A 22,928-nucleotide genomic window follows, 5' to 3' on the forward strand; every position below is an offset into this window, starting at 1 on the left:
GGCCTATATCGTGCCGCTAAGCGTAGCCCAGCCGGGACGATTTCGCAGGCCAGTGCCGCATTTTCCCGCCGCGCTGAGGCTACGACCCACAACATCTTTTGTACTTGCGGCCGCTCCCGCACGGGCAGGGATCGTTGCGCTTCGCCGCCGTTGGCGCCTGCTGTGCCTCGTGTGCCAGCCATTGCGCGATCGCTGACGGCGGGTAGCCATTTTCCTGCAGCTGCTGCCAGGCGTTCATATACGGAGTGATATGTTTGAAAAAGTGCTTATAGCCCGCACACAGGTAGTTGTGGCCCGGATGGCCGCCCGGCGAGACCGCGAACCGGTGCTTCGGGCAGCCACCGTGGCATACCGGACGAAACTCGCAACGACGACAGTCTGCGGTTAAGCGATCTTCTTTAGCCTGCCCGAAGGCGATCGCCTGTTCGCTATGGTTAAGCTCGTGGATGGTTTGCTGATGAATATTGCCCAGCTTATGTTCCGGGTAGACAAAATGATCGCAGTTATACAGATCGCCATTTGATTCGAGGGCAAAAGCGTGGCCGCAGGTTGCCGAATGGACACAAAGCACCGGCGGTTGCCCGGCCCAGGCCGCCAGCGCCACGTCGAACATCTGCACGGAGACCCGCTCGACATCGCGCCGGACCCACAGATCGAAAATCTGGCAGAGAAAGTCGCCAAACTGCCACGACGGTACGGTCCACGGGGCAAGCCTTGCGGCGCTTTCGCCGGGCAGCACCAGCTGCAGCGCCGACGAAGCGTCATTGCTCAGCCGTTCAACCAGCGGAATAAACTGGATATAGCGCGAACCTGCCGCAACCAGGAATTCATACACCTCAAGGGCATGCTCAACGTTGTGTTTGCCGACGACGGTTAAGGTATTAAATTCAACGTGATGGGCTTTGAGCAGCGACATCGCCGCCATGACCCGGTCATGGGTGCCCTTTCCGGCCCGGTTCACACGATACTGGTTATGCAGCGCTGCGGGGCCATCTATCGACAGGCCAATCAAAAAGCGATGTTCGGCAAAAAAACGCGCCCATGCGTCATCCAGCAGGATCCCGTTGGTTTGCAGCGCGTGGGTTATCTTTTTCCCGCCGGCATATTTGTCGCACAACGCCATGACGCGGCGGAAAAACGCCAGCCCCATCATGGTCGGCTCGCCGCCCTGCCAGGCAAAGGTCACGCTATCTCCCGCCTGGGCGTCAATATGCTGACGAATATAGCGTTCCAGAGTCTCGTCAGACATCTGCCAGTGGGTATTGCGCTCGGGATACAGCGCCTCTTTCTCCAGATAGAAGCAGTACGTACAGTCGATATTACATACCGATCCCGTGGGCTTCGCCATCACGTGGCATCCGGTGATTGTCATCGCAGATCTATCCTTTTCATTACAGCCTGAGCAACGCCGGAAGCACCAGCGACAGGGCGACCAGGCTCAGGATGATGCTCAGCAGTCGCTTAACCAGCAGCGAAGAGTGGGTGGTGAGCTCTCGCTCCATGACCGCCTGCTTTTGACGGCAATACGAGACCACCATCAGCACGACCGCCAGCGCGGCGGCGATGCCGCCAAGGGCAGCCACCGCCATCTCGCCACGAGAAAACCCGCCGCGCGTCGCGGCCAGGGCGAGGAGCAACACGCAAAAGGTAGTTCTTTGCCAGGAGAGCGCGGTGCGCTCCGGCTGAAGTCCTGGGTCACGGGGCCGACGGGTCATCGTCATCGCAGAAACAGCACCGCATGCGTCAGCAAGATGGCGATCGCCAGCCCGCTACTGAGCCAGATCAGCATTCTGGGGTAGGCTAAATCAGCGCCTGTGCGCATCGCACGTTCGTTGCCGGCCCAGCGCCGGTACGCGTACCAGGCCAGCAGCGCCGCCGTGAGGCTTAAACCACTGACCAGTAGCTCGCGGGCATGCGCGGAGGCAAAGTTTGTCGCCAGCTGGTCGATCCCAATCGCCGCCGCCATAAAGGCCAGCGCGGTGCGGATCCAGGCAAGGAACGTTCGCTCATTCGCCAGCGAAAAACGATAATCCGGCGCCTTCCCCTGGCTTAGCCATTTCATCGGCTGTTCTCGACAATATACTGGTAGCAGCTGGCGATATGTCTGGCGATGCCAAACTCCACCAGCTCGCCCCGGTCGTTATAGCCTTTACGGGTTTTCACCAGCAGCGGCTCAGAGGCGCTAATCTGCAGAATGGCGCAGTCGCTTTCCGTCGGCAGCTCCGCGGTAATTACATCCTGAAAGCTTTCAATATTTTCGTTATTTTTCTCCAGCATGCTGTACAAGCCGCCGTCGAAGGTGTCCAGCGTCAATGTCCCCAGACGCGGGGTCAGCCAGATATAGTTCACCTGAGCAGGCAGCTCATTTTGCCGGAAGATGGTGCGGGTCAGGCGATAGAGCATGCCATCTGGCGCCAGGCCAAACTCACGCGCGATCGGCTCAGGCGGCAGCAGGAGCTCCAGCTTCAGGTTATTACGCGAGATAGGATGTTGCTGCTGCCCATCCACTAAGCGAATGCGGGTTTTGACCCCCTGTTTCTCCGAGGTGCTGATCACCATCGTACCGATACCCGCCTGGCGCTTTACCAGCCCTTTCGCAACCAGTTCCGCCAGCGCGCGGCGCGCGGTGATCCGGCTGACGCCAAACAGCTCTTCAAACTCCGCTTCCGTGGGCAGCACATCATTTTTTTTGTAGGTGCCGGTTTTCAGCCTCTCCAGCAGGATGTCGTATAGCTGGGCGTATAAAGGTTTCGCGCCCCGGGAATAATCCAGCTCTTCTTTCATCTACTTCTACTCCTTTTTCCCCGGCCGTCGCCGGGGATACCACTCAGTCCAGTCGCATTTCTAACGCCATCTTATAGTACACGCTCTGATGCTGCTCCTGCGGAACCTGGTTATGCACGAAGGCCCACAGATTTTCCCGATCCCAGTCGGCCCGGCAGGCCGCCTGTAGCCTCTGCGCCAAATCGAACTGCCCGCTCCCTTCCAGATGCTGCAGCAGCGCAAACAGGCCATAACGGACCTGCGGCGCAAACCCGGCAAGCTCTGGCAGGATGTTCGGGTCCAGCCCCAGCAGCGCCGCCGGTGACCCGGTCAATCCATAGCGCGGATAAAGCTCAGCAGGGGCATCGCTTTCCCGCATCATCTCTATCATCTGCTCACTCAGCCGCTGCGCCACGCTTTCATCACGACATTGCGTCAGTTGGGCCGGGTCCGCCGCGCTGTCATACAGACGGTGACCAAAGCGATCGGCCCCTCTGGTCATCACCGACTCCGCGGGGATCTTCATCACCGGACAGCCCTTGGTGAAGGCGAATGGCGGGTGCAGCGTCGTCTTTTCAAGCTCCTGCGGCGTAAAGCGGCGATTGATACGGGTCGGCATCAGCGTGTACTCGTACAGACCATCAATACCCTGCTCAACGGGCGAGCGCATATACACATAGCGGCCATCGGTAATGTTGATATGGCAGCCATGGTAGCCAAACAGCGCGTAGTCCCGCACCGGCGTATCGTCGAGCAGCGTCGGAAGTAATGACCGGCCCTGCATATCCGCTGGTTTATCCAGCCCGAAGTAATCCAGCAGCGTCGCCGGAAGATCGATGGTCTGTGCCAGCGACTGCCGCGATTCTCCCGCGCCACCGCACCGGGGATGCCAGATAAAGCAGGGAATATTTGCCACTTCGTTATACAGCGGCATAATATTTTTACCCCACCACTCATGCTCCCCAAGCAAGAAACCGTGGTCGGTATTGACGATAAGCAAGGTGTCCTGCCAGAGATCGTAACGATCCATATAATCCAGCACCTTGCCGACATAGGCGTCCACCATGGTCAACAGCGCCATATAATACTTCTGGATCAGGCTTTTGCGCTCATCGGTTTCGGTCACAAAGTAGTATGGCGGCCAGCCGTCAAACTGCGACGGATCGTCGATCCCGTACATTTTCAGGTATTTTTCCGGCACGAAAAACGGCTCATGCGGATCGAAACATTCCAGCTGCAGGAACCAGTTATCGCTGGCATGGTTGGTTTCAAGAAACTCCAGCCCCTTGCCGATCGTCCTCGCCAGATGATGATCCTCTTCATTCTGCATGAACTGGACGTTGATCTGATGCTGCACCCGGCTGGCAATTCGCCGCTGCTTGATCTCGTTCGGTTCCCCGGACTCATACCGATATTGCGGCTTATCCACGACGCCTTTCCAGGCATCGCCCTCCTGACCACGCACGAACTCAAAGGTGCTGTAGCGCGAATGATAGGTCGCGCCGCCGTCACGCCAGTAGTGTTTATGGTCGGTAACCAGATGGCTGTGGATACCGTTTTTCTTCAGTATTTCCGGGACGGAATCATCAAACGGCTCCAGCGGCGACCAGCCACGGTGCAGAAAGTTATAGCGCCCGGTGTGCAGCTCCCGGCGGGCCGGCATGCAGGGCATACTCCCGACAAAAAAGTTGTCAAAACGTACCGTGCGCTCCCGCAGGCGCTGAAAATTCGGCGTGATGGCGCGATCGCTGCCGTAAGCCGACAGCAATTGCTTATTCAGTGAATCGAACATCAACATTATGGCTTTCATGCTTTACTCCTTTTCCTCTCTCACGCCGTTTCTTTGTCGTAACCACGGATTTTGCCGACGATGTACGTCAACACAAAAGCGGCGGTACAACCGGTCAACCACGCCATGATGTACTGCAAATATTTGCCGTCGGCGATCAGCGGCAACGCCGACAGCCCGGCGGCGCCAATGCCGTTGGTCGTGACGCCCAGTAGCACCACCATCACGCCGCCAAATCCCGCCCCGATAGAACCGGTGATAAAGGCAAAGCCGGCGGGAATGTTAACGCCGAAAATCGTTGGCTCGCCGACGGCCAGAATGGAGGTGGGAATGGCGCCTTTGGCTATTTTCTTCATGACCGGATCGCGGGTCAGCATCAGTACCGCCGTCGCCGCCCCTACCATCCCGGCATTGGACATAATCTGGATCGCGAACAGCGGCGCATGGCCGGTGGCGTTAATCATTTCGATATGCACCGGGAACAGGCCGTGATGCAGGCCCAACGAAATTAAGAACGGAAAGAGCGCCGAGAGCACAAAGCCTGCGGCAATGCCGCCGCCGGCAAGCAGACCGTTCAGCCCGTGCAGAATGCCGTCGGAGATAATTCCGGCCACCGGCATAATGACGAACAGCAGCGCCGCCGCCATCACCACCACCACAATCGTCGGCGTCACCACCACATCGACAATATCCGGGACGATCCGCCGCACCCGTTTTTCCAGCAGGCACATCAGCCAGGCGCAAAAAATCACGCCAATCAGCCCGCCCTGGCCCGGCACCAGCCCAAAGGCAGTCAGCTGCGGCAGCATCGTCACGCCCCCTAACAGACCGCCCATGATCGCATTGCCGCCAAACTCTTTTGCCGCCGACATACCGGTATAAATTGCGAGGAAGCCAAATAGCGCTTTCGAGACAATATCGAGAAACTGACTGAGGCCAAGCAGATGCCGTTGATCGAGCACCACCTGGGTCGGCGAGAGATCGCCCAGCGCGACAACGTGATTCGCCAGGGCCCAGGAGGCCGCCGAATTCACAATGACGTTATTGATGCCCATCAGAATACCGGCAGCGATCAGCGACGGCAGAATGGGAACGAAAATATTGGCAATGTGCTTAAGAATAATTTTGGTCCGGGTCTGCTTTTTGGCTTTTGCCCGCGCCAGCGTGCCCTTTTGCTCCACCGCGCTCAGCGTGGCCTCACCGGGCGGGGTTTCGCCGACGGGCTGCGCCTTCAACATGTCGTTAATCACATCCGCGACTTTTGTCGACTTGCCCGGCCCGACAATCACCTGCAAGGTGTCGTCTTCCACCACCCCCAGCACGCCGTCGATACTTTTCAGCGCCGCGATATCAACCTGCGACCGATCGCCGATAGTCATCCGTACCCGGGTCATACAGTTGGTGACATGTTGTAAATTCAACAGGCCACCACAGTGCTTCACAATTGCGCTTCCTACCTGGTTGTAGTCCATACAGAAGTTCCTTTTATTATTTTGGCGGCAATTGTTATAACAATATAATGATATCACATTTGTGAGTAAGCTCATAAAATGACCTGTCGTTTATCCGAATTTACGGAGGGGGTAAGCGCGGGGAAAATAAGAAAAATGCAAAAAAAGAGGAGGCACGGGGCCTCCTCTGGGGATGGATAAGCTGAGGTAATTACGCCTGGCGCAGGTTCTGCGCGGCTTTTACCATGTTAGCCAGCGCCGCGCGGGTTTCCGGCCAGCCGCGGGTTTTCAGGCCGCAGTCCGGGTTGACCCACAGACGTTCAGCCGGGATACGCTGCGCCGCTTTCTCCAGCAACGCTTCGATCCACTCTACGCTGGGGACGTTCGGCGAGTGAATGTCATACACCCCCGGCCCGATTTCGTTCGGGTATTCGAACTCTTCAAACGATTCCAGCAGTTCCATATCGGAACGCGACGTCTCAATGGTGATCACATCGGCATCCAGGGCGGCGATGGAATCCATGATGTCGTTGAACTCGCAGTAACACATGTGGGTGTGGATCTGAGTATCATCCTGCGCCACCGCGGCGTTGATGCGGAACGCCTCGACGCCCCACTGCAGATACGCATCCCAGTCGCTGCGTTTGAGCGGCAGACCTTCGCGCAGCGCCGGCTCATCAATCTGGATGATGCCGATACCGGCGGCTTCCAGATCCGCCACTTCGTCACGCAGCGCCAGGGCAATCTGTTTGGCGATGGTTTCGCGGCTGACATCTTCACGCGGGAAGGACCAGCACAGAATGGTCACCGGACCGGTCAGCATGCCCTTAACCGGCTTGTCGGTCAGCGACTGTGCATACTTCGCCCACTCCACGGTAATGGCTTCCGGGCGGCTGACATCGCCGATCACCACCGGCGGCTTCACGCAGCGGGAACCGTAGCTCTGTACCCAGCCGTTCTGGGTGAAGATAAAGCCGTCCAGGTGCTCACCGAAGTACTCCACCATGTCATTGCGCTCGGCTTCGCCGTGCACCAGAACGTCCAGCCCCAGGCGCTCCTGCTCAACGATCGCTTGCTTAATATGTTCGGCAATCCCGGTGCGGTAGTTGCCAGCATCCAGATTACCTTTTTTGAAGTCCAGACGCAGGCCGCGGATCTCGGTCGTCTGCGGGAAAGAGCCGATGGTGGTGGTGGGCCACGCCGGCAGGTTGAAGCGGCTGCGCTGCGCCTCGGCACGTTCAGCGTACGGGCTGTTGCGCTGGCTGTCCTTAGCGGTAATGGCCGCCAGACGTTTTTCTACCGCCGCGTTATGAACCCGGGTCGAGTGGCGACGGGCCTGAATCGGCGCGCTCCACGCCTCCAGCGCGGCCGTATCACCGCTGTTCAGGGCATCGCGCAGCAGGGATAGCTCCTCACATTTTTGCAGGGCGAAGGCAAACCAGCTTTTCACTTCCGCATCGAGGCGAGTTTCAACGCTCAGGTCGATCGGGCTGTGCAGCAGGGAGCAGGAAGAGGCAATCCACAGCGGGCGTTTGCCGACGATATCTTTGATCTGCGCATACTTCTCGGTCAGATCGGCGCGCCAGACGTTACGACCGTTGATCAAGCCCGCAGAGAGCAGCCAGTCGGCAGGCAGGCGTTGGTGCAACGCCGCTACCTCATCTTTACCGTGCACCAGGTCAACGTGCAGGCCCTGAACCGCCAGGTCAGCAATCGTCTCGAGGTTCGCGGTGATACCTTCAAAGTAGGTGGTCAGCAGCAGCTTAACCTGGCCTGAGAGCGCATCATACGCTGGCTTGAACGCGTCCAGCCACGCCTGCGGCAGCTCCAGCACCAGCGCCGGCTCATCAATCTGTACCCACTCAATGCCGCGTTTTGCCAGTTCCGCCAGCACCTGCTGGTAAACCGGCAGAATGTCGTTCAGCAGGGTCAGGCGGTCAAACTGCTCGCCTTTCACTTTACCGAGCCACAGGTAGGTCACCGGGCCAAGCAATACTGGTTTCACCTTGTGACCGAGCGCCAGCGCTTCGTCCACCTCATCCAGTAGCTGCGTCCAGGTCAGCGCAAATTCCTGACCTTTGCTGAATTCCGGCACCATGTAGTGGTAGTTGGTGTTAAACCATTTGGTCATTTCCGCCGCTGCCGCCGGTTCACCGGTTGGCGCACGACCGCGGCCAATGCGGAACAGGGTGTCGATATCGACGGAACCGTCTTTGTTCTGATGACGAGCCGGTACGTTACCCAGCAGCAGGCTGGTGGTCAGAACATGGTCGTACCAGGCGAAATCCCCGACCGGCAGCAGGTCAATACCCGCCTGCTTCTGCTGATCCCAATGACGGGCGCGCAGTTCGCGCCCCACCGCCAGCAACGCTTCACGGGTCGAATTACCCGCCCAGTAGCTCTCTTGTGCTTTTTTCAGCTCGCGACGAAGGCCAACGCGAGGGAAACCGAGGGTATGATTAATAATTGTCATTTTTAAGACCTCAATATTTTGAATCCGAAGGATTTCGGATTTAGGGAAGGCGGCAAACTTGCTCATTCCCCGGGAGCTTACTGAAGTAAGTGACCGGGGTGAGGAAGTGCAGCCAACACACCCTAAATTCGAAAGACACAGGATTTAGACGTCCAGATGTTTACACATCTATAATTGAAGGTTACTGTATCTTCCTCAAGCGCAACATTTTCATGCCGAAGTGAAGGACTTTCATGATCGAAATTAAACACCTGAAAACGCTACAGGCGTTGCGGAACAGCGGGTCGCTGGCAGGCGCTGCGGCGGCCCTGCATCAAACCCAGTCCGCCCTGTCCCACCAGTTCAGCGATCTGGAACAACGCCTTGGCTTCCGCCTGTTTGTGCGTAAAAGTCAGCCCCTGCGCTTCACGCCGCAGGGGGAAATCCTGCTGCAGCTGGCAAACCAGGTGCTGCCGCAAATCACCCGCGCGCTGCAGGATTGCCACGAGCCGCTGCAAACGCGCCTGCGCATCGCCATCGAGTGCCATAGCTGTATTCAGTGGCTCACCCCGGCGCTGGAGAATTTCCGCGCCCGCTGGCCGCAGGTCGAAGTGGATTTCCATTCTGGCGTCACCTTTGACCCGCAGCCGGCCCTCCAGCAAAGCGAGCTGGATCTGGTGATGACCTCAGATATCCTGCCGCGCAGCGGCCTGCACTATTCACCGATGTTTGATTATGAAGTGCGCCTGGTCCTCGCGCCGGAGCATCCGCTGGCAGCGAAAACCCGCATTTCGCCAGAGGACCTGGCGACAGAGCTGTTACTGATTTATCCGGTTCAGCGTGGTCGCCTGGATATCTGGCGCCATTTCCTGCAACCGGCCGGGATCAGCCCGCAGCTGAAGAGCGTCGACAATACGTTGCTGTTGATTCAGATGGTTGCTGCACGCATGGGCATCGCCGCCCTGCCGCACTGGGTCGTAGAAAGTTTTGAGCGCCAGGGTCTGGTGGTCACCAAAACCCTGGGCGAAGGACTGTGGAGCCGACTGTACGCCGCGGTGCGCGACGGCGAGCAGCGTCAGCCGGTCACCGAAGCGTTTATTCGCTCAGCGCGGAACCACGCTTGCGATCATTTGCCGTTTGTCCGGAGTGCGGAGCGACCCAACGGCGATGGACCCACAGTGAGGCCAGGATCACCAGAGCCCCAATAATAAAGCTCGGCCAGTGAGGCTGCTCCTGCCAGATGGCGAGGTTAACCAGCAGCCCGGCCGGCACATGCACGTTGTTCATGATGCCCAACGTGCCGGCATCCACCTGCGTCGCCCCGTAGTTCCACATAAAGTAGCCGAGTCCCGACGCCACCACGCCCAACCACACCAGCACGCTCCACTGTAGCGTCGTGGTCGGCAGCCGTTGCGGATTGCCGAGCATCAGCCAGGCCGCCACCGCCACCAGCAAGGCCCCCATATAGAACCAGGCAAAGGCGTTATGCTGCGGCATCGGACGCAGCTCCATCAGCCGCTTATAGCCCACCATGCCGATCGCAAAGCTGAGGTTCGACAGCTGAACCAGCAGCAGGCCGGTCCAGAAATGATCGCTCACTTTGTCATAGCGAATAATCGCCGCGCCCAGCACCGCCAGCCCGGCGCTCAGCAGGTATCCCCAGCGCAGCTTACGCCCGCTGATCAGATCATAAATCAGGGTGATATAGAGCGGCGTGAAGACGGTAAACAGCAGAAATTCAGAGACCGTCAGGTACACATAGGCGCGGAAGGCCAGCAGATACATGATGCCCAGCTGCATCGCGCCGACCAGCATGTAGAGCACGATGGTCCGCGGCGATTGCCCACGGGTACGCAGAAACGGCAGGAACACCAGTGCCGCCAGCCCCACCCGCATCAGCACGGAGAAGTAGCTATCGACGCTACCCGCCAGGTATTCGCCGATCAGGCTAAAGGAAAAGGCCCACAGGATAGTGGTGATAATCAGTAGCGCCACAATGAATGTCTCTCAGGAAGAAGAGCACTCATTGTAGCGGAGAGTTCGGTTGACAACTGAACAATAGATGAACAGTCGTCAATCTTTATCAGCCGAGGTAGAGATTGCGCAGGTAGTGCGGCACCGCGTCGTCGGCGTTGCTGCCGATCACTTCCAGCTCCGGATGCAGGTCTTTCAGCCGTTGGTGCGCGTTCAGCATGATGCAGCCTTTGCCAGCCATCGACAGCATTTCCGCATCGTTCATGCCATCGCCAAAGGCGATGCAGTCTTTCAGATGGTAGCTGAGCATTTTGGCAACCGCTTCCAGCGCATGTCCCTTCGACACGCCGCCGGCCATCACTTCCAGGCAGGTCAGGGTCGAGAAGCTGACGTTGACGCGATCGCCCCAGCGCGCGTTGATCGCCTGCTCCAGCGGCAGCAGATGCTCGTGATCTTCGCAGGTGAAGAACACTTTGCTGATCCCCTGCGGATCGAGCTCGCCCGCTTCATACAGCTTGTAGTTGAAGACCGCTTCTTTGAAAAAGCGCATCTCTTCCGGACGATGGCGGTTCATATACCACTCATCTTCACGGTAGACGTTGGTCACCACTTTCGGGTCGTTACGCATCATCTCAAACAGATCGGCCGCGATATCGCGGTCAAGGTTATGCGCAAAGATCTGCTGCCCGTCGCTATCGTGCACGCGCGCGCCGTTGGAGGTGATCATGTAGGATTTAATACCGAGATTATCGCGGATCTGCCCGACATCGATGTAATGGCGACCGGTTGCGAAGACAAAATTGATACCGCGCGCGGTCAACAGCTGCAGCGTCTCTTTTGCGTAGGGGGTTAAGTAGTGATCGGGAGAAAGCAGCGTGCCATCTAAGTCAGATGCAACAACCTGGTACATAAAAATTTTAACCTCTAAGCAGGGCGACGAGCATTTCGCCGGATTAAGAGCCTGTCCTGGCAGACTCTAATTGTGTCGAGTGAAAAAATCGACGATGGCATTCAGCGCGACTGAGCGCATGGCGTCCTTTTCAAAAAGGATCTCATGGTATGCCCCTTCTATGACAAGCGGCTTATTACCCTCGCAGGGATGACCTGCTGCAGCACGACGTTCGCAATAGCGCTCGTGCATGCGGTTATCGACAACCCGTTCTTCTTCGGCCTGCAATAACAATGTCGGGGTGGTGTCTTTCTCAACGCCCGCCAGCGCTTCTTCGCCGGCAAGCACGCCCTCACGTACCCAGTGATAGGTTGGCCCGCCAACGCGCAGCTGCGGTTCATCGGCATAAAATCGCAGGTTACGCTGGTAGCGTTGACGGCTGTGCGTCAACACGTTGACCGAGAAGGGCAACGCCCGCCAGCGCCCGGTACCGAGCGCGTACTCTTCCCGAATGCGCTGATGGCCCTCAGCCCAGTCGAGAATATGCCGCACCATCCAGTCAGGGAAACGCATGACAATGCCAAACATCGGCGCGCACAGCGCAATCGCATCACAATGCGGCTGATGACGCTGCAAAAATAACGTGGCGATCGCGCCCCCCATCGAATGGCCGAGTATAAACCGTTTTCGCCAGTGACCGGGAGCGACTTCCTGCTGCCAGAGCGCAGCCAGATCGTCGACATAATCGCTAAAGCGCACCACGTGACCGCGATGGCTGTCGTTGAGGATGCGTCCGGAACGTCCCTGGCCGCGATGATCGATAATCATCACGTCAAAGCCGCTGTGGAACAGGTCATAAGCCAGTTCGGCGTATTTCACATAGCTTTCAATACGCCCCGGGCAAATCACCACCACCCGATCGTTATCTTTGACGCAAAAGCGCACGAAGCGAACCGGGACATCATCTACGCCCCTGAATTCCGCCTCTTCCCGCTGACGCCAGAAATCGGTAAGTGGCCCCATCGTAAAAGCCGCAAACGCGTTTTCTCGCGTGTCCCACTCCTTTTGCTGCTTGAACATCGGGTTTACACCCCTGTTAACCACTGAAAATCGTTTTTTTATCGCGCATCAGACAATGCTTACACAATAGCGTATTGTGGCATAAAAACAGACAATCAGGGAGTTTCTCATGACGTTCGAGTGGTGGTTCGCCTATCTGCTGACATCTATCATTCTCAGCCTGTCGCCGGGATCCGGGGCGATTAATACCATGACGACCTCAATCAACCACGGCTACCGTGGCGCGGCCGCCTCTATTGCTGGTTTACAGGCCGGGCTGGCCATTCATATCGTACTCGTCGGGATTGGGCTGGGAACGCTGTTTTCCCGTTCTGTGCTGGCCTTCGAAGTGCTGAAATGGGCCGGGGCAGCCTATCTTATCTGGCTGGGTATTCAGCAGTGGCGGGCGGCGGGTTCCCTCAACCTCAACACCCTGGCGAAGGCACAAACGCGCGGGAAACTATTCCAGCGCGCGGTGTTCGTTAACCTCACCAACCCGAAGAGCATTGTCTTCCTGGCCGCGCTGTTCCCACAGTTCATCACGCCGGATCAGCCCCAGCTCATGCAGTATCTGGTGCTGGGCGTCACGACCGTCGTGGTGGATATCATCGTCATGATTGGCTACGCAACGCTGGCGCAGCGGATTGCGGCATGGATTAAAGGTCCAAAGCAGATGAAGGCCTTGAACAAGGTGTTCGGATCGTTATTTATGCTGGTAGGGGCGTTGCTGGCTTCCGCACGCCATGCCTGAGAAGTGCGTCCCGGTTTACCTCAGGCGAACCGGGACATATCTGCTTAGCGTGAAATAATCAGATGAATACCGAAACCGGCAAACAGCGTACCGGCAATACCGTCGATCCATTTCGCCATGCGCTGATACCCGCGACGCATCGTCGGTAACGCAAACAGGCTGGCGACGACGGTGAACCAGGCCAGGGTTTCAAGGACGATCAGCAGGAAAATACCCCAGCGCTCGCCCGCGCCAACATCATCCCCGACAAACAGCGAGAACACGGAACCGAAGTAAATGATCGCCTTCGGGTTGGCGAGGTTTGTCAGCAGCCCTTTCAAAAAGCTGCGCCCGCTGCGGGCCAGTTCAACCTGCGGTTCCGCCGCCGTGACGTCGCTTTTCTTCAGCGCGCCGCGCAGCATCTGATACCCCATCCAGCACAGATACAGGCCGCCGCCGACCATAATAATGGTGTGCAGCCAGGCCATTTTTTCGATAATCAGGTGCAGGCCAAGCAGCGCCACGCCCGCCCAGACCATGACGCCAACGGTAATGCCCAGCACGCCCATCATCGCCTCTTTACGAGAGCGGCTGACGGCGGTCTGCGAAACAAAGAAAAAATCCGGGCCAGGACTCATCAGCGCAATGATATGCACCAGCGCGACGGTCAGGAAAAGCATCAGCATGATTGAACCCTACTTAACAGGCTATTTTACTAGCAGGAATATAGTGAAGACCGAAACTATCCTGGCACTTTTTGGCCCGGCTGACTACTCATCTTCACCATCGACATGGGCGCGGATCAGCGCCATAAACTCTTTACCGAAGCGCTCCAGTTTCCGCGTGCCCACGCCGTTGACGCTCAGCATCTCACCGGCGGTGATCGGCGATTGCTCGGCCATTTCAATCAGCGTCGCGTCGTTAAAGACGACATACGGCGGGATATTCTCTTCGTCGGCAATAGCCTTGCGTAACTTGCGCAGCTTGGCGAACAGCTTGCGATCGTAGTTGCCGCCGAAGGTTTTTTGCATCGCCTTCGGTTTGAGCGCCACGATACGCGGCACGGCGAGCTGCAGCGGCACCTCGCCACGCAGTACCGGACGGGCGGCTTCGGTCAGCTGTAGCGCCGAATGCTGGGCAATATTTTGCGTCACCAGGCCGAGATGAATCAGCTGGCGAATCACGCTCACCCAGTGCTCGTGGCTCTGATCGCGACCTATGCCGTACACCGGCAGCTTGTCATGGGCCATCTCGCGAATGCGCTGATTATTGGCCCCGCGCAGCACCTCAACCACATAGCCCATCCCGAAGCGCTGATTCACGCGGTAAATGGTCGACAGCGCCTTACGCGCGTCCATTAAGCCGTCGTACTGTTTTGGCGGGTCGAGGCAGATATCGCAGTTACCGCACGGCTCCTGACGCCCCTCGCCAAAATAGTTCAGCAACACCAGGCGGCGGCAGGTTTGCGCTTCGGCAAACGCGCCCATCGCGTTGAGCTTATGGCGTTCAATATCCTGCAGCGGCCCGGCGGGTTTCTCCTCCAGACAGCGGCGTAACCACGCCATATCGGCCGGATCGTAAAACAGCATCGCTTCTGCCGGCAGGCCATCGCGCCCGGCGCGCCCGGTTTCCTGGTAATAGGATTCAATATTGCGGGGAATGTCGAAGTGCACCACGAAGCGGACGTTGGGTTTGTTGATCCCCATGCCGAAGGCAACGGTCGCGACGACGATTTGCAGATCGTCGCGCTGAAATTTTTCCTGCACGTCCGCCCGGATGTCGTTTTCCAACCCGGCATGATAGGCCGCGGCGCTGATACCCCGGCTTTGCAGACGGGCGGCGGTATCTTCCACTTTCGAACGGCTGTTGCAGTAGATGATGCCCGATTTGCCACGCTGGTCCTGCACGTAGCGCATCAGCTGATCGAGAGGTTTAAACTTCTCCATCAGCATATAGCGGATGTTGGGGCGATCGAAGCTGCTGACCTGAATCAGCGGGTCGTTCAGCCCCAGCAGGCGCACAATATCGCGGCGGGTGGTGTCATCGGCGGTCGCCGTCAACGCCATAAACGGGATCTGCGGCATGCGCTGACGCAGCTGGCCCAGCGCGGCATACTCCGGACGGAAGTCATGCCCCCATTGGGAAATACAGTGGGCTTCATCCACCGCCAGCATCGCCAGGTTCCAGTGGCTGAGATGCTCGAGGAAGTTATCCAGCATCAATCGCTCAGGGGCGATATACAGCAGGCGGATCTGGCCGTTGCGACAGCCCGCCATCACGTCCTGCTGCTGTTCGCGGCTCTGCGTCGAGTTAAGACAGGCGGCGGCCACGCCGTTGGCCAGCAGTTGGTCGACCTGATCTTTCATCAGCGAGATCAGCGGCGACACGACGACGGTCAGGCCACCCAGTACCAGTGCCGGTACCTGATAGCACAGCGATTTACCGCCGCCGGTGGGCATGACAACCAGGCAGTCACGCCCGCCCAACGCCGTGTCGATAATGGTTTCCTGGCCAGGGCGAAACTGCTGGTAGCCGAAGGTTTCCTGTAAAACCTGCTTTGCCAGCACTGTTTGATTCAATACTTCCGCCTGCACCACGTTGACCCCACCTGCCTGAAAAGAAAACAGGCGCTATTTTCAGCGCCCGTGAGCCAGAGTGCAACGATTAAAACAGATCGTTGAGCGTTACACCGACGCCAACACGCGTCTGGTTAAAGTTATAGTCGATAAGCGACTCGCCATAGCCGCTGTAGACCTGGGTATAAAAACGCACGTGGCGGGTAATCGGATAGCTGACGCCAACCTCTGCGCCGCCGTAGCCGGTATTCCAGTTATATTGCCCCTGCGCGCTGAGTATGGCATCGCCCAGCTGATAGCCAACCTTCAGGCGGTAATAGCCCATATATTTGGTGATGTCCGGATTATCATCGGTGCTGCCGATAACGTACCAGGGCTTCACTTCCACCAGCCAGTTGCCGTTTTGCGCCATCAGGCGGGTATACAGGCGATTCCAGCTGCGGGAGGTGGGATCGGAGCGGCCGTTGGAGTCGTGATTATAGCCTACCTCAATATCGCGCAGCGTCCAGCCGGCAAGCCGATAATCCGTCGCAAAGCCGAGGAACAGCTGCGGCTCATAGTTCGTTTCGCGAAACGGCGCGGACTCCTTGCTGTTTGAGAGCTGCCACCAGGATTTCTGCGTATAGGAGGCACCGAGCAGCGAATTATCACCGAGGATCCCGCGCCACAGCGGGAAGGCGAGGCTGAGCTGGAATTTCACCTCATCTTTGCGGGCATTTTCGGCCCAGTCATAGCTGGATATCGCTTCCTTGTTGATATCGCTGCTCCACGTATAGAGCAAGTAGTTGCTCTCATAGGGATAGAGCAGGAACGGATTATCATGATCCTGTAGCAGGTTAGCGATAATGCTGCCGCGCACCGCGGGAGTATCGTGGACCTGATGATTAATCGGCACGTCCTGCGCCAAAACGCCGGCCGGGAGCGCAACCAGCGCCAGCAGCCAGGCCAAAGAGATACGCATTGCTGTTCTCCTGAATGAGTGATTTTTATTTCTGTTTTACCCCGGACCCATTCTACCTGTTTATAACCGCCCTGCCCGGTTATCCGTTCTGAAAGTGGTAATCACCGTTTTAGAAGCATAAAATCAACATCTCATTAACGAATGGATATCATCGTCATGTCTGAACTTACTGCCGAAGCCGCCCTTAAGCTGGTAGGCGAAATTTTTGTCGACCACATGCCTTTCAACCGCGCCTTAGGCCTGAAGTTAGAGCGTTACGAAAAAGAGTTCGCCCAGCTGAGCTTTAAAAACCAGCCTATGATGGTCGGCAACTGGGCGCAAAGCATTCTGCACGGCGGCGTGATCGCCTCGGCGCTGGACGTTGCCGCCGGCCTGGTGTGCGTCGGCAGTACGCTGACCCGCCATGAGACCATCAACGAAGAAGAGCTGCGCCAGCGCCTGTCGCGTATGGGCACCATCGACCTGCGCGTCGACTACCTGCGGCCGGGCCGCGGAGAGCACTTCACCGCCACCAGCAGCCTGCTGCGCGCCGGGAATAAAGTGGCGGTCGCCCGCGTAGAATTACATAACGAAGAGCAGGTTTATATCGCCAGCGCCACGGCGACGTATATGGTGGGTTGATCGGCGTAAATCGAGTAACATCGCTGTTTTGGCGTAACGGATTTTACCGATGGATGCAAAACAAACGCGGCTTGGCGTTATTCTGGCTCTTGCCGCCTATTTTATCTGGGGTGTTGCACCCGCATATTTCAAGCTTATCTACTACGTTCCCGCAGATGAAATTCTGACTCACCGCGTGATCTGGTCCTTCTTCTTTATGCTGGCGCTTATTAGCTTTAGCCGCCAGTGGCCGCAGGTTAAAAAGCTGCTGCAGACGCCGAAAAAGGTGCTCCTGCTGGCGGTGTCGGCGGTGCTGATTGGCGGCAACTGGCTGCTTTTCATCTGGGCGGTGAATAACCACCATATGCTGGAAGCTAGCCTTGGCTACTTTATTAACCCGCTGGTGAATATTGTGCTGGGGATGATCTTCCTCGGCGAGCGCTTCCGCCGGATGCAGTGGCTGGCGGTACTGCTGGCGCTTTGCGGCGTGCTGGTACAGCTGTGGACCTTTGGTTCGCTGCCGATTATCGGCCTGGGGCTGGCCTTTAGCTTCGCCTTTTACGGGCTGCTGCGTAAAAAGATAGCCGTCGATGCGCAAACCGGCATGCTGGTGGAAACTCTGTGGCTGTTACCGGTGGCGGCGCTGTATCTGTTCGCCATCGCCGATAGCCCGACCAGCCATATGGGGCAAAACCCGTGGTCGCTGAACCTGCTGCTGATGGCGGCCGGGGTTGTCACCACTATTCCGCTACTGTGCTTTACCGGCGCCGCCACCCGCCTGCGACTCTCTACGCTGGGGTTCTTCCAGTATATTGGTCCAACGCTGATGTTCCTGCTGGCGGTGGTGTTTTACGGGGAAGTGCCAGGGGCCGATAAGATGGTGACCTTCGCCTTTATCTGGATTGCGCTGGCGGTGTTTATCGTCGATGCGCTGTACACCCAGCGCCGGCTGCGTCGGGCTTAGCGCCGTCGCGTCCGCCTCACGCGCCGGCCTCTCATCCGCAGAGGCCGGCGCGTTATTTTTACTGCTCGGTGAGCTCCAGCTCGGCAATCAGGGGTAAATGATCGCTGGCGGATGACCAGGCAAAGGCCGGCGAGTTATGCGGCACCTCGATTTTTTTCACATTCCATTTTTGCCCCTTGAAGGTAAAAATATGGTCAATATCTATTGCCGGGTTAACCGCGGGCCAGGTGCGGTAATCCGTCCCCTGCTTCACCACGGGGTTAAAGAAATAACCCACCTCTTTTAACGGCTGCTCATCGTGCGTGGAGTTAAAATCACCCGCGAGAATTTTGATCGATGAGGCGATATCTTTAAAGTCGGATGGGGCATCGCCGATGCTCACGTCCAGAAGATGGCGAACCTGCTCCACGCGCATCGTCGGATCCTTCTGCCAGTCGAGATGGGTCACCATCACCAGCACCGGGCTGTCAAAGCCGGGAACGGCGATTTGCGCCAATAGCGCGATTCGCTGCTCGGCATCCCCCGACGGCAGCTTAATCACCTGGGTGTGGTCGATTTTATATTTGGACAGAATACCGAGACCATACTCACCGCCGTCGAAATCCAGCGCTTTGCCGAAGGCGTAGTGATAGCCGTTAGCGTCCGCGATGGTTTTTAGCTGATCGATTTTCTGGCTTCTGGCGGTTTTATTATCGACTTCCGGAACCGCAATAATATCGGCGCCGATGTTCTTAATCGCTAAATTGAGTGCAGTAAAATCCGCCACGTTATCGGACGCTTCATTCTTGCCGATGTTATAGGTCGCAATCTTCAGCTGAGGATAATTCTCGGCGTAGACTTTATCCGCAACGCCGCCTTTTTGAACCGCAAGAATTTCATTACCAGCAAGTTTTTCAACAGCTTGTGCATTAACGGAGAGGCAGGCAAGCGCCAGGAAGGGTAGTGTAAAGATACTTTTCATTATAAAATTTCACCTTTTTTTTATCGGGAATATTGCGATGGTAACAATTACCCCTCAGCTTTTATGTGACTTATGGCCCACACTTCTGATGCGTAGAGAATTAAGTCACTCGCGATAATCAAAGCCTGTTTCCGTTCCCCGGCGCGGCGGCCGACATAAAGGCGAAAAAAAGCCGGCCACCTTATAAGGCGGCCGGTTTTGATATAATTTATTGTTTTAAAGCCAGTTTTTACGCTTAAAGTAGAGATATGGCGCCAGGCCGGCCAGCATCATAAAGACGATCGCCCCCGGATAACCAAAGCTCCAGTGCAGCTCGGGCATAAACTCAAAGTTCATCCCATAGCTTGACGCCACCAGGGTTGGCGGCAGGAAGACTACGGAGACCACCGAGAAGATCTTGATGATGCGGTTCTGCTCGATGTTGATAAAGCCCATCGCCGCCTGCATCAGGAAGTTGACCTTCTGGAACAGCGATTCGTTATGCGGCAGCAGAGATTCGATATCGCGCAGGATCTCGCGCGCCTGCTCCAGCTGCCCCGCCGGCAAACGGGCCTTACGCACCAGGAAGTTCAGCGCTCGCTGGGTATCCATCAGACACAGGCGCACCTTCCAGCCGATATCCTCTTGTTCCGCCAGCGTTGACAGCGCGTCATCGTACTCGTCGCCCTGACGGCCTTCCATAATCACGCGGCTGAGTTTTTCCAGGTCGCTATAGATGTTTTCGATTTCATCCGCCAGCTGTTCAATTTTGGTTTCGAACAGATCCAGCAGCAGCTCATAGGCGTTGCCATCAACCATTAGCTGGTTGCGCACGCGCATGCGATAGAGACGAAACGCGGGCAGTTCGCGCTCGCGCAGGGTGAACAGGCGCCCTTCACGAATCGTAAACGCCACGGTGGAGTTACCGGCGTGGTCTTCGGCATCTTCAAAAAAGAAGAATGAGTGAATGTGCAAACCGTCTTCGTCTTCGAAGAAACGCGCCGATGCTTCGATGTCTTCCAGTTCCGGGCGGGTAGCCAGGTTCTGACCCAATTCCGTCTGTACGCGGCTTCGTTCATCGTCGTCTGGCTCCACCAGATCGACCCACACCGAACTGGCGAGATGTTTTATTTCATCCGCTTCCAGGCGTGTTAAACGATTATTTTCCAGTTGAAATGCGCTCAGCATGACCGGGACTCCCAATGCAAAAAAATTATCGGACAGTTCGGTGGGCACACAGAAACAATTTGGGTTTCAGACCATTAAGCCTGACTCAGAGCGACGGGAATGACGGGTCGCCGACAACCGCTAAGGCTATCAGCATAAGAGGATAGCCTTAGGAGTTGTTCCTGACGGACAGGAAGTTGAGCCAGCATCTACTGGGTGTGTCCAAGGCGAATGTCCTCTTAGCGTAATCGTGCGCGCATGTTACGCCAGCGCAAAAACGGCGTCAACACGCAACGGAACGCTAAAGAGCAAATCCTGCCCTTTAGCATATAAGGCTAGCAGATAATTATAAAAAAACGATATTTTTCTTAATGTTACACTGTTTCCAGCCGCGCATAAGCCGCCACCAGCCATTTGATACCTTGCCCCTGGAACGCCACTTGCAAGCGACTGTGTTCGCCGCTTCCTTCCAGATTGACGATGGTACCTTCGCCGAACTTAGGATGGCGAACCCGCTGGCCCAGCTTGTAGCCGGTATCGTTTTCCGCCATCGGCGTTCCCATTCGCTGATGGCTGACCGGACGGCTCACCGTCGCCCGCAGACGCACCTCTTCCACGCAGTCTTCCGGCAGCTCGCCGATAAAGCGCGACGGACGGTGGTAGACCTCTTTGCCGTACAGCCGACGGGTTTCCGCATAGGTCAGGGTCAGCTTCTGCATCGCCCGCGTCACGCCAACGTAGGCCAGGCGACGCTCTTCTTCCAGACGGTCGCCTTCATCCAGCGCCATCTGGCTCGGGAACATCCCCTCTTCCACGCCGACGATAAACACCTGCGGGAACTCCAGGCCTTTCGCCGAGTGCAGGGTCATCAGCTGTACCGCGTCCTGCCAGGTATCCGCCTGCCCTTCGCCCGCTTCCAGCGCGGCGTGGGAGAGAAACGCCTGCAGCGGCATTAAATCTTCATCTTCGTCGTTGTAGCTGAACTGGCGCGTTGCCGTCACCAGTTCCTCTAAGTTTTCAATACGGGTCTGGCCCTTCTCGCCTTTCTCCTGCTCGTACATGATCCGCAGGCCGGAATCCTTAATGACCCGGTCGGTCTGGACATGCAGCGGCATATCCACGGTTTCCTGCGCCAGGGCGTCTATCAGCTCCATAAAACGCTGTAACGCGCTGGCGGCACGACCGGCCAGGGCTTTATCTTTCAGCAGTTCACGGCACGCCTGCCACAGCGTGAGCTGACGATCGCGCGAGGTCTGACGCACCACGTCGAGCGTGCGATCGCCGATGCCGCGCGTCGGGGTATTCACCACGCGCTCAAAGGCCGCGTCGTCGTTGCGGTTGGCAATCAGGCGCAGATACGACAGCGCATCTTTAATTTCCTGGCGTTCGAAGAAGCGCATACCACCGTAGATCCGGTACGGCATGCTGGCCTGTAACAGCGCCTCTTCCAGCAAACGCGACTGGGCGTTGCTGCGATACAAAATCGCGCACTGCTCCAGCGCCCCGCCGTTCTCCTGCCAGGTCTTAATACGGTTAACCACAAAGCGCGCTTCATCGAGATCGTTGAAGGCGCAATAGAGCGAGATCGGTTCGCCGTCGGCGCCATCGGTCCACAGTTTTTTTCCCAGACGCCCGCTGTTGTTTTCAATCAGGGCGTTCGCCGCGCTCAGGATGTTGCTGGTTGAACGGTAGTTCTGCTCCAGGCGGATGGTTTCTGCACCGGGGAAGTCGTTAAGGAAGCGCTGGATGTTCTCTACCTGGGCGCCGCGCCAGCCGTAGATCGACTGGTCGTCATCGCCGACAATCATTACCTTGCCGCTGTCGCCCGCCAGCAGGCGAATCCAGGCGTACTGGATGTTGTTGGTATCCTGAAACTCATCGACGAGGATATTGGTGAAGCGCTCACGGTAGTGCTGGAGAATATGCGGCTTGTTGAGCCACAGCTCGTGCGCGCGCAGCAGCAGCTCGGCAAAATCCACCAGACCGGCGCGATCGCAGGCTTCCTGATAGGCCTGATAGACCTTCTGCCAGGTTTGCTCAACCGGGTTACCGTAGCTTTGAATATGGTGCGGGCGTAGCCCTTCGTCTTTCTGGCTGTTGATGTACCACATTGCCTGACGCGGCGGCCACTGCTTCTCGTCGAGGTTCATGGCTTTAATCAGGCGTTTCAGCAGACGCAGCTGATCTTCGCTATCGAGGATCTGAAAATCCTGCGGCAGGTTAGCATCCAGATGGTGGGCCCGCAGCAGTCGGTGGGCCAGTCCGTGGAATGTGCCGACCCACATGCCGCCCTGGCTGGTTCCCATCAGCTGGCTGATACGATGACGCATCTCTGCTGCCGCTTTGTTGGTAAAGGTCACCGCCATAATCGAATAGGGTGAGCAGTTTTCCACGCTCAGCAGCCAGGCGATACGATGCACCAGGACACGAGTCTTACCGCTGCCCGCTCCAGCCAGAACCAGCATATTGGTACGCGAAGCGGCAACGGCTTCGCGCTGTTTGTCATTAAGGCTGTCGAGCAGGTAAGAAACGTCCATTGGCACCGCCGGAAAAGAGCTGCCCGGTCACGCAAGGTCTACCGGGCATACTGTTAATATATACAGAACTAGTGGT

Annotated in this window: 21 protein-coding genes; 4 read left to right on the top strand and 17 right to left on the bottom strand. The window is 57.2% G+C overall.

Going from position 1 to position 22,928, the window contains the following annotated elements:
• Positions 1-79: 79 nt before the first annotated feature.
• From EDF82_RS24605 to metE, 7 genes are all read right to left on the bottom strand, one after another.
• Complete coding sequence (locus EDF82_RS24605; RefSeq protein ID WP_123758091.1) at positions 80-1,372, bottom strand: anaerobic sulfatase maturase; 1,293 nt, start codon at positions 1,370-1,372, stop codon at positions 80-82.
• A gap of 19 nt (positions 1,373-1,391) precedes the next feature.
• Complete coding sequence (locus tag EDF82_RS24610) at positions 1,392-1,721, bottom strand: DUF202 domain-containing protein (RefSeq protein ID WP_123758092.1); 330 nt, start codon at positions 1,719-1,721, stop codon at positions 1,392-1,394.
• Positions 1,718-2,062 carry a YidH family protein gene (locus EDF82_RS24615; RefSeq protein ID WP_123758093.1) on the bottom strand — a complete coding sequence of 115 codons (345 nt, stop codon included), beginning with the start codon at positions 2,060-2,062 and terminating at the stop codon, positions 1,718-1,720. The genes EDF82_RS24610 and EDF82_RS24615 overlap by 4 nt, the downstream gene beginning before the upstream one ends.
• Positions 2,059-2,784 (bottom strand): GntR family transcriptional regulator, encoded by a 726-nt coding sequence (locus tag EDF82_RS24620; protein ID WP_123758094.1) that lies wholly within the window; start codon positions 2,782-2,784, stop codon positions 2,059-2,061. Before EDF82_RS24620 ends, EDF82_RS24615 begins: the two co-directional genes overlap by 4 nt.
• Positions 2,785-2,827: 43 nt before the next feature.
• Complete coding sequence (locus EDF82_RS24625; protein WP_123758095.1) at positions 2,828-4,573, bottom strand: sulfatase; 1,746 nt, start codon at positions 4,571-4,573, stop codon at positions 2,828-2,830.
• Positions 4,574-4,593: 20 nt separating this feature from the next.
• Positions 4,594-6,024: a PTS transporter subunit EIIC gene (locus EDF82_RS24630; protein ID WP_123758096.1), complete on the bottom strand. Its 1,431-nt coding sequence runs from the start codon at positions 6,022-6,024 to the stop codon at positions 4,594-4,596.
• Between the two features lie 190 nt (positions 6,025-6,214).
• On the bottom strand, positions 6,215-8,476 hold the full coding sequence (gene metE / locus EDF82_RS24635) for a 5-methyltetrahydropteroyltriglutamate--homocysteine S-methyltransferase (protein WP_123758145.1): 2,262 nt from the start codon (positions 8,474-8,476) through the stop codon (positions 6,215-6,217).
• Positions 8,477-8,709: 233 nt separating this feature from the next.
• Here metE and metR point away from each other — a divergent pair, with 233 nt between their 5' ends.
• The gene (gene metR, locus EDF82_RS24640) at positions 8,710-9,663 is read left to right on the top strand and encodes an HTH-type transcriptional regulator MetR (RefSeq protein WP_123758097.1); all 954 of its coding nucleotides are present in this window, start codon (positions 8,710-8,712) and stop codon (positions 9,661-9,663) included.
• Here metR and EDF82_RS24645 read toward each other — a convergent pair.
• The 3 genes from EDF82_RS24645 to pldB all read right to left on the bottom strand — a co-directional run bounded on the left by EDF82_RS24645 (position 9,551) and on the right by pldB (position 12,398).
• Entirely contained in the window at positions 9,551-10,450 is a 900-nt protein-coding gene (locus EDF82_RS24645; protein ID WP_123758098.1) for a carboxylate/amino acid/amine transporter, read from the bottom strand. The two genes, metR and EDF82_RS24645, sit on opposite strands and share 113 nt — an antisense overlap.
• Positions 10,451-10,538: 88 nt before the next feature.
• Positions 10,539-11,339: a sugar/pyridoxal phosphate phosphatase YigL gene (gene yigL / locus EDF82_RS24650; protein WP_123758099.1), complete on the bottom strand. Its 801-nt coding sequence runs from the start codon at positions 11,337-11,339 to the stop codon at positions 10,539-10,541.
• 66 nt (positions 11,340-11,405) lie between these two features.
• Positions 11,406-12,398, bottom strand: a complete 993-nt coding sequence (gene pldB / locus EDF82_RS24655) for a lysophospholipase L2 (protein ID WP_123758100.1) — start codon at positions 12,396-12,398, stop codon at positions 11,406-11,408.
• Between the two features lie 109 nt (positions 12,399-12,507).
• Here pldB and rhtB point away from each other — a divergent pair, with 109 nt between their 5' ends.
• The gene (gene rhtB / locus EDF82_RS24660) at positions 12,508-13,128 is read left to right on the top strand and encodes a homoserine/homoserine lactone efflux protein (protein ID WP_123758101.1); all 621 of its coding nucleotides are present in this window, start codon (positions 12,508-12,510) and stop codon (positions 13,126-13,128) included.
• Between the two features lie 44 nt (positions 13,129-13,172).
• Here the strand turns inward: rhtB and rhtC are convergent, their stop codons facing one another.
• The 3 genes from rhtC to pldA form a co-directional block, all read right to left on the bottom strand.
• Complete coding sequence (gene rhtC / locus EDF82_RS24665; protein ID WP_123758102.1) at positions 13,173-13,793, bottom strand: threonine export protein RhtC; 621 nt, start codon at positions 13,791-13,793, stop codon at positions 13,173-13,175.
• A gap of 84 nt (positions 13,794-13,877) precedes the next feature.
• Positions 13,878-15,704 (bottom strand): ATP-dependent DNA helicase RecQ, encoded by a 1,827-nt coding sequence (gene recQ / locus EDF82_RS24670; RefSeq protein ID WP_123758103.1) that lies wholly within the window; start codon positions 15,702-15,704, stop codon positions 13,878-13,880.
• Between the two features lie 67 nt (positions 15,705-15,771).
• On the bottom strand, positions 15,772-16,644 hold the full coding sequence (gene pldA / locus EDF82_RS24675) for a phospholipase A (protein WP_123710423.1): 873 nt from the start codon (positions 16,642-16,644) through the stop codon (positions 15,772-15,774).
• Positions 16,645-16,800: 156 nt separating this feature from the next.
• Between pldA and yigI the strand changes: the two genes are divergently transcribed.
• On the top strand, positions 16,801-17,265 hold the full coding sequence (yigI, locus tag EDF82_RS24680) for an acyl-CoA thioesterase YigI (protein WP_123758146.1): 465 nt from the start codon (positions 16,801-16,803) through the stop codon (positions 17,263-17,265).
• 49 nt (positions 17,266-17,314) lie between these two features.
• A complete protein-coding gene (gene rarD, locus EDF82_RS24685) occupies positions 17,315-18,208 on the top strand; it encodes an EamA family transporter RarD (RefSeq protein WP_123758104.1) in 894 nt (297 codons plus the stop codon).
• A 58-nt stretch (positions 18,209-18,266) separates the two neighbouring features.
• On the opposite strand, the gene EDF82_RS24690 is transcribed toward rarD, so the two are convergent.
• The 4 genes from EDF82_RS24690 to uvrD all read right to left on the bottom strand — a co-directional run bounded on the left by EDF82_RS24690 (position 18,267) and on the right by uvrD (position 22,852).
• Positions 18,267-19,169, bottom strand: coding sequence for an endonuclease/exonuclease/phosphatase family protein (locus EDF82_RS24690; RefSeq protein ID WP_045853602.1), 903 nt, complete (start codon positions 19,167-19,169; stop codon positions 18,267-18,269).
• Between the two features lie 216 nt (positions 19,170-19,385).
• Positions 19,386-20,336: a magnesium/cobalt transporter CorA gene (corA, locus tag EDF82_RS24695; RefSeq protein ID WP_123758105.1), complete on the bottom strand. Its 951-nt coding sequence runs from the start codon at positions 20,334-20,336 to the stop codon at positions 19,386-19,388.
• 148 nt (positions 20,337-20,484) lie between these two features.
• Complete coding sequence (gene ysgD / locus EDF82_RS25705) at positions 20,485-20,541, bottom strand: YsgD/CorL family protein (protein WP_350028775.1); 57 nt, start codon at positions 20,539-20,541, stop codon at positions 20,485-20,487.
• A 148-nt stretch (positions 20,542-20,689) separates the two neighbouring features.
• Positions 20,690-22,852 (bottom strand): DNA helicase II, encoded by a 2,163-nt coding sequence (uvrD, locus tag EDF82_RS24700; protein WP_123758106.1) that lies wholly within the window; start codon positions 22,850-22,852, stop codon positions 20,690-20,692.
• Between the last annotated feature and the right edge of the window lie 76 nt (positions 22,853-22,928).

The sequence above is a fragment of the Klebsiella sp. BIGb0399 genome (assembly GCF_003752615.1).
Classification (GTDB): Bacteria; Pseudomonadota; Gammaproteobacteria; order Enterobacterales; family Enterobacteriaceae; genus Klebsiella; species Klebsiella lignicola.

What these genes read in the sequence shown, in the direction of transcription:
- EDF82_RS24605 (WP_123758091.1), bottom strand. Translation starts at nt 1,372, where the DNA reads ATGACAATCACCGGATGCCACGTGATGGCGAAGCCCACGGGATCGGTA.
- EDF82_RS24610 (WP_123758092.1), bottom strand. Translation starts at nt 1,721, where the DNA reads ATGACGATGACCCGTCGGCCCCGTGACCCAGGACTTCAGCCGGAGCGC.
- EDF82_RS24615 (WP_123758093.1), bottom strand. Translation starts at nt 2,062, where the DNA reads ATGAAATGGCTAAGCCAGGGGAAGGCGCCGGATTATCGTTTTTCGCTG.
- EDF82_RS24620 (WP_123758094.1), bottom strand. Translation starts at nt 2,784, where the DNA reads ATGAAAGAAGAGCTGGATTATTCCCGGGGCGCGAAACCTTTATACGCC.
- EDF82_RS24625 (WP_123758095.1), bottom strand. Translation starts at nt 4,573, where the DNA reads ATGAAAGCCATAATGTTGATGTTCGATTCACTGAATAAGCAATTGCTG.
- EDF82_RS24630 (WP_123758096.1), bottom strand. Translation starts at nt 6,024, where the DNA reads ATGGACTACAACCAGGTAGGAAGCGCAATTGTGAAGCACTGTGGTGGC.
- metE (WP_123758145.1), bottom strand. Translation starts at nt 8,476, where the DNA reads ATGACAATTATTAATCATACCCTCGGTTTCCCTCGCGTTGGCCTTCGT.
- metR (WP_123758097.1), top strand. Translation starts at nt 8,710, where the DNA reads ATGATCGAAATTAAACACCTGAAAACGCTACAGGCGTTGCGGAACAGC.
- yigL (WP_123758099.1), bottom strand. Translation starts at nt 11,339, where the DNA reads ATGTACCAGGTTGTTGCATCTGACTTAGATGGCACGCTGCTTTCTCCC.
- pldB (WP_123758100.1), bottom strand. Translation starts at nt 12,398, where the DNA reads ATGTTCAAGCAGCAAAAGGAGTGGGACACGCGAGAAAACGCGTTTGCG.
- rhtB (WP_123758101.1), top strand. Translation starts at nt 12,508, where the DNA reads ATGACGTTCGAGTGGTGGTTCGCCTATCTGCTGACATCTATCATTCTC.
- rhtC (WP_123758102.1), bottom strand. Translation starts at nt 13,793, where the DNA reads ATGCTGATGCTTTTCCTGACCGTCGCGCTGGTGCATATCATTGCGCTG.
- pldA (WP_123710423.1), bottom strand. Translation starts at nt 16,644, where the DNA reads ATGCGTATCTCTTTGGCCTGGCTGCTGGCGCTGGTTGCGCTCCCGGCC.
- yigI (WP_123758146.1), top strand. Translation starts at nt 16,801, where the DNA reads ATGTCTGAACTTACTGCCGAAGCCGCCCTTAAGCTGGTAGGCGAAATT.
- rarD (WP_123758104.1), top strand. Translation starts at nt 17,315, where the DNA reads ATGGATGCAAAACAAACGCGGCTTGGCGTTATTCTGGCTCTTGCCGCC.
- EDF82_RS24690 (WP_045853602.1), bottom strand. Translation starts at nt 19,169, where the DNA reads ATGAAAAGTATCTTTACACTACCCTTCCTGGCGCTTGCCTGCCTCTCC.
- corA (WP_123758105.1), bottom strand. Translation starts at nt 20,336, where the DNA reads ATGCTGAGCGCATTTCAACTGGAAAATAATCGTTTAACACGCCTGGAA.
- uvrD (WP_123758106.1), bottom strand. Translation starts at nt 22,852, where the DNA reads ATGGACGTTTCTTACCTGCTCGACAGCCTTAATGACAAACAGCGCGAA.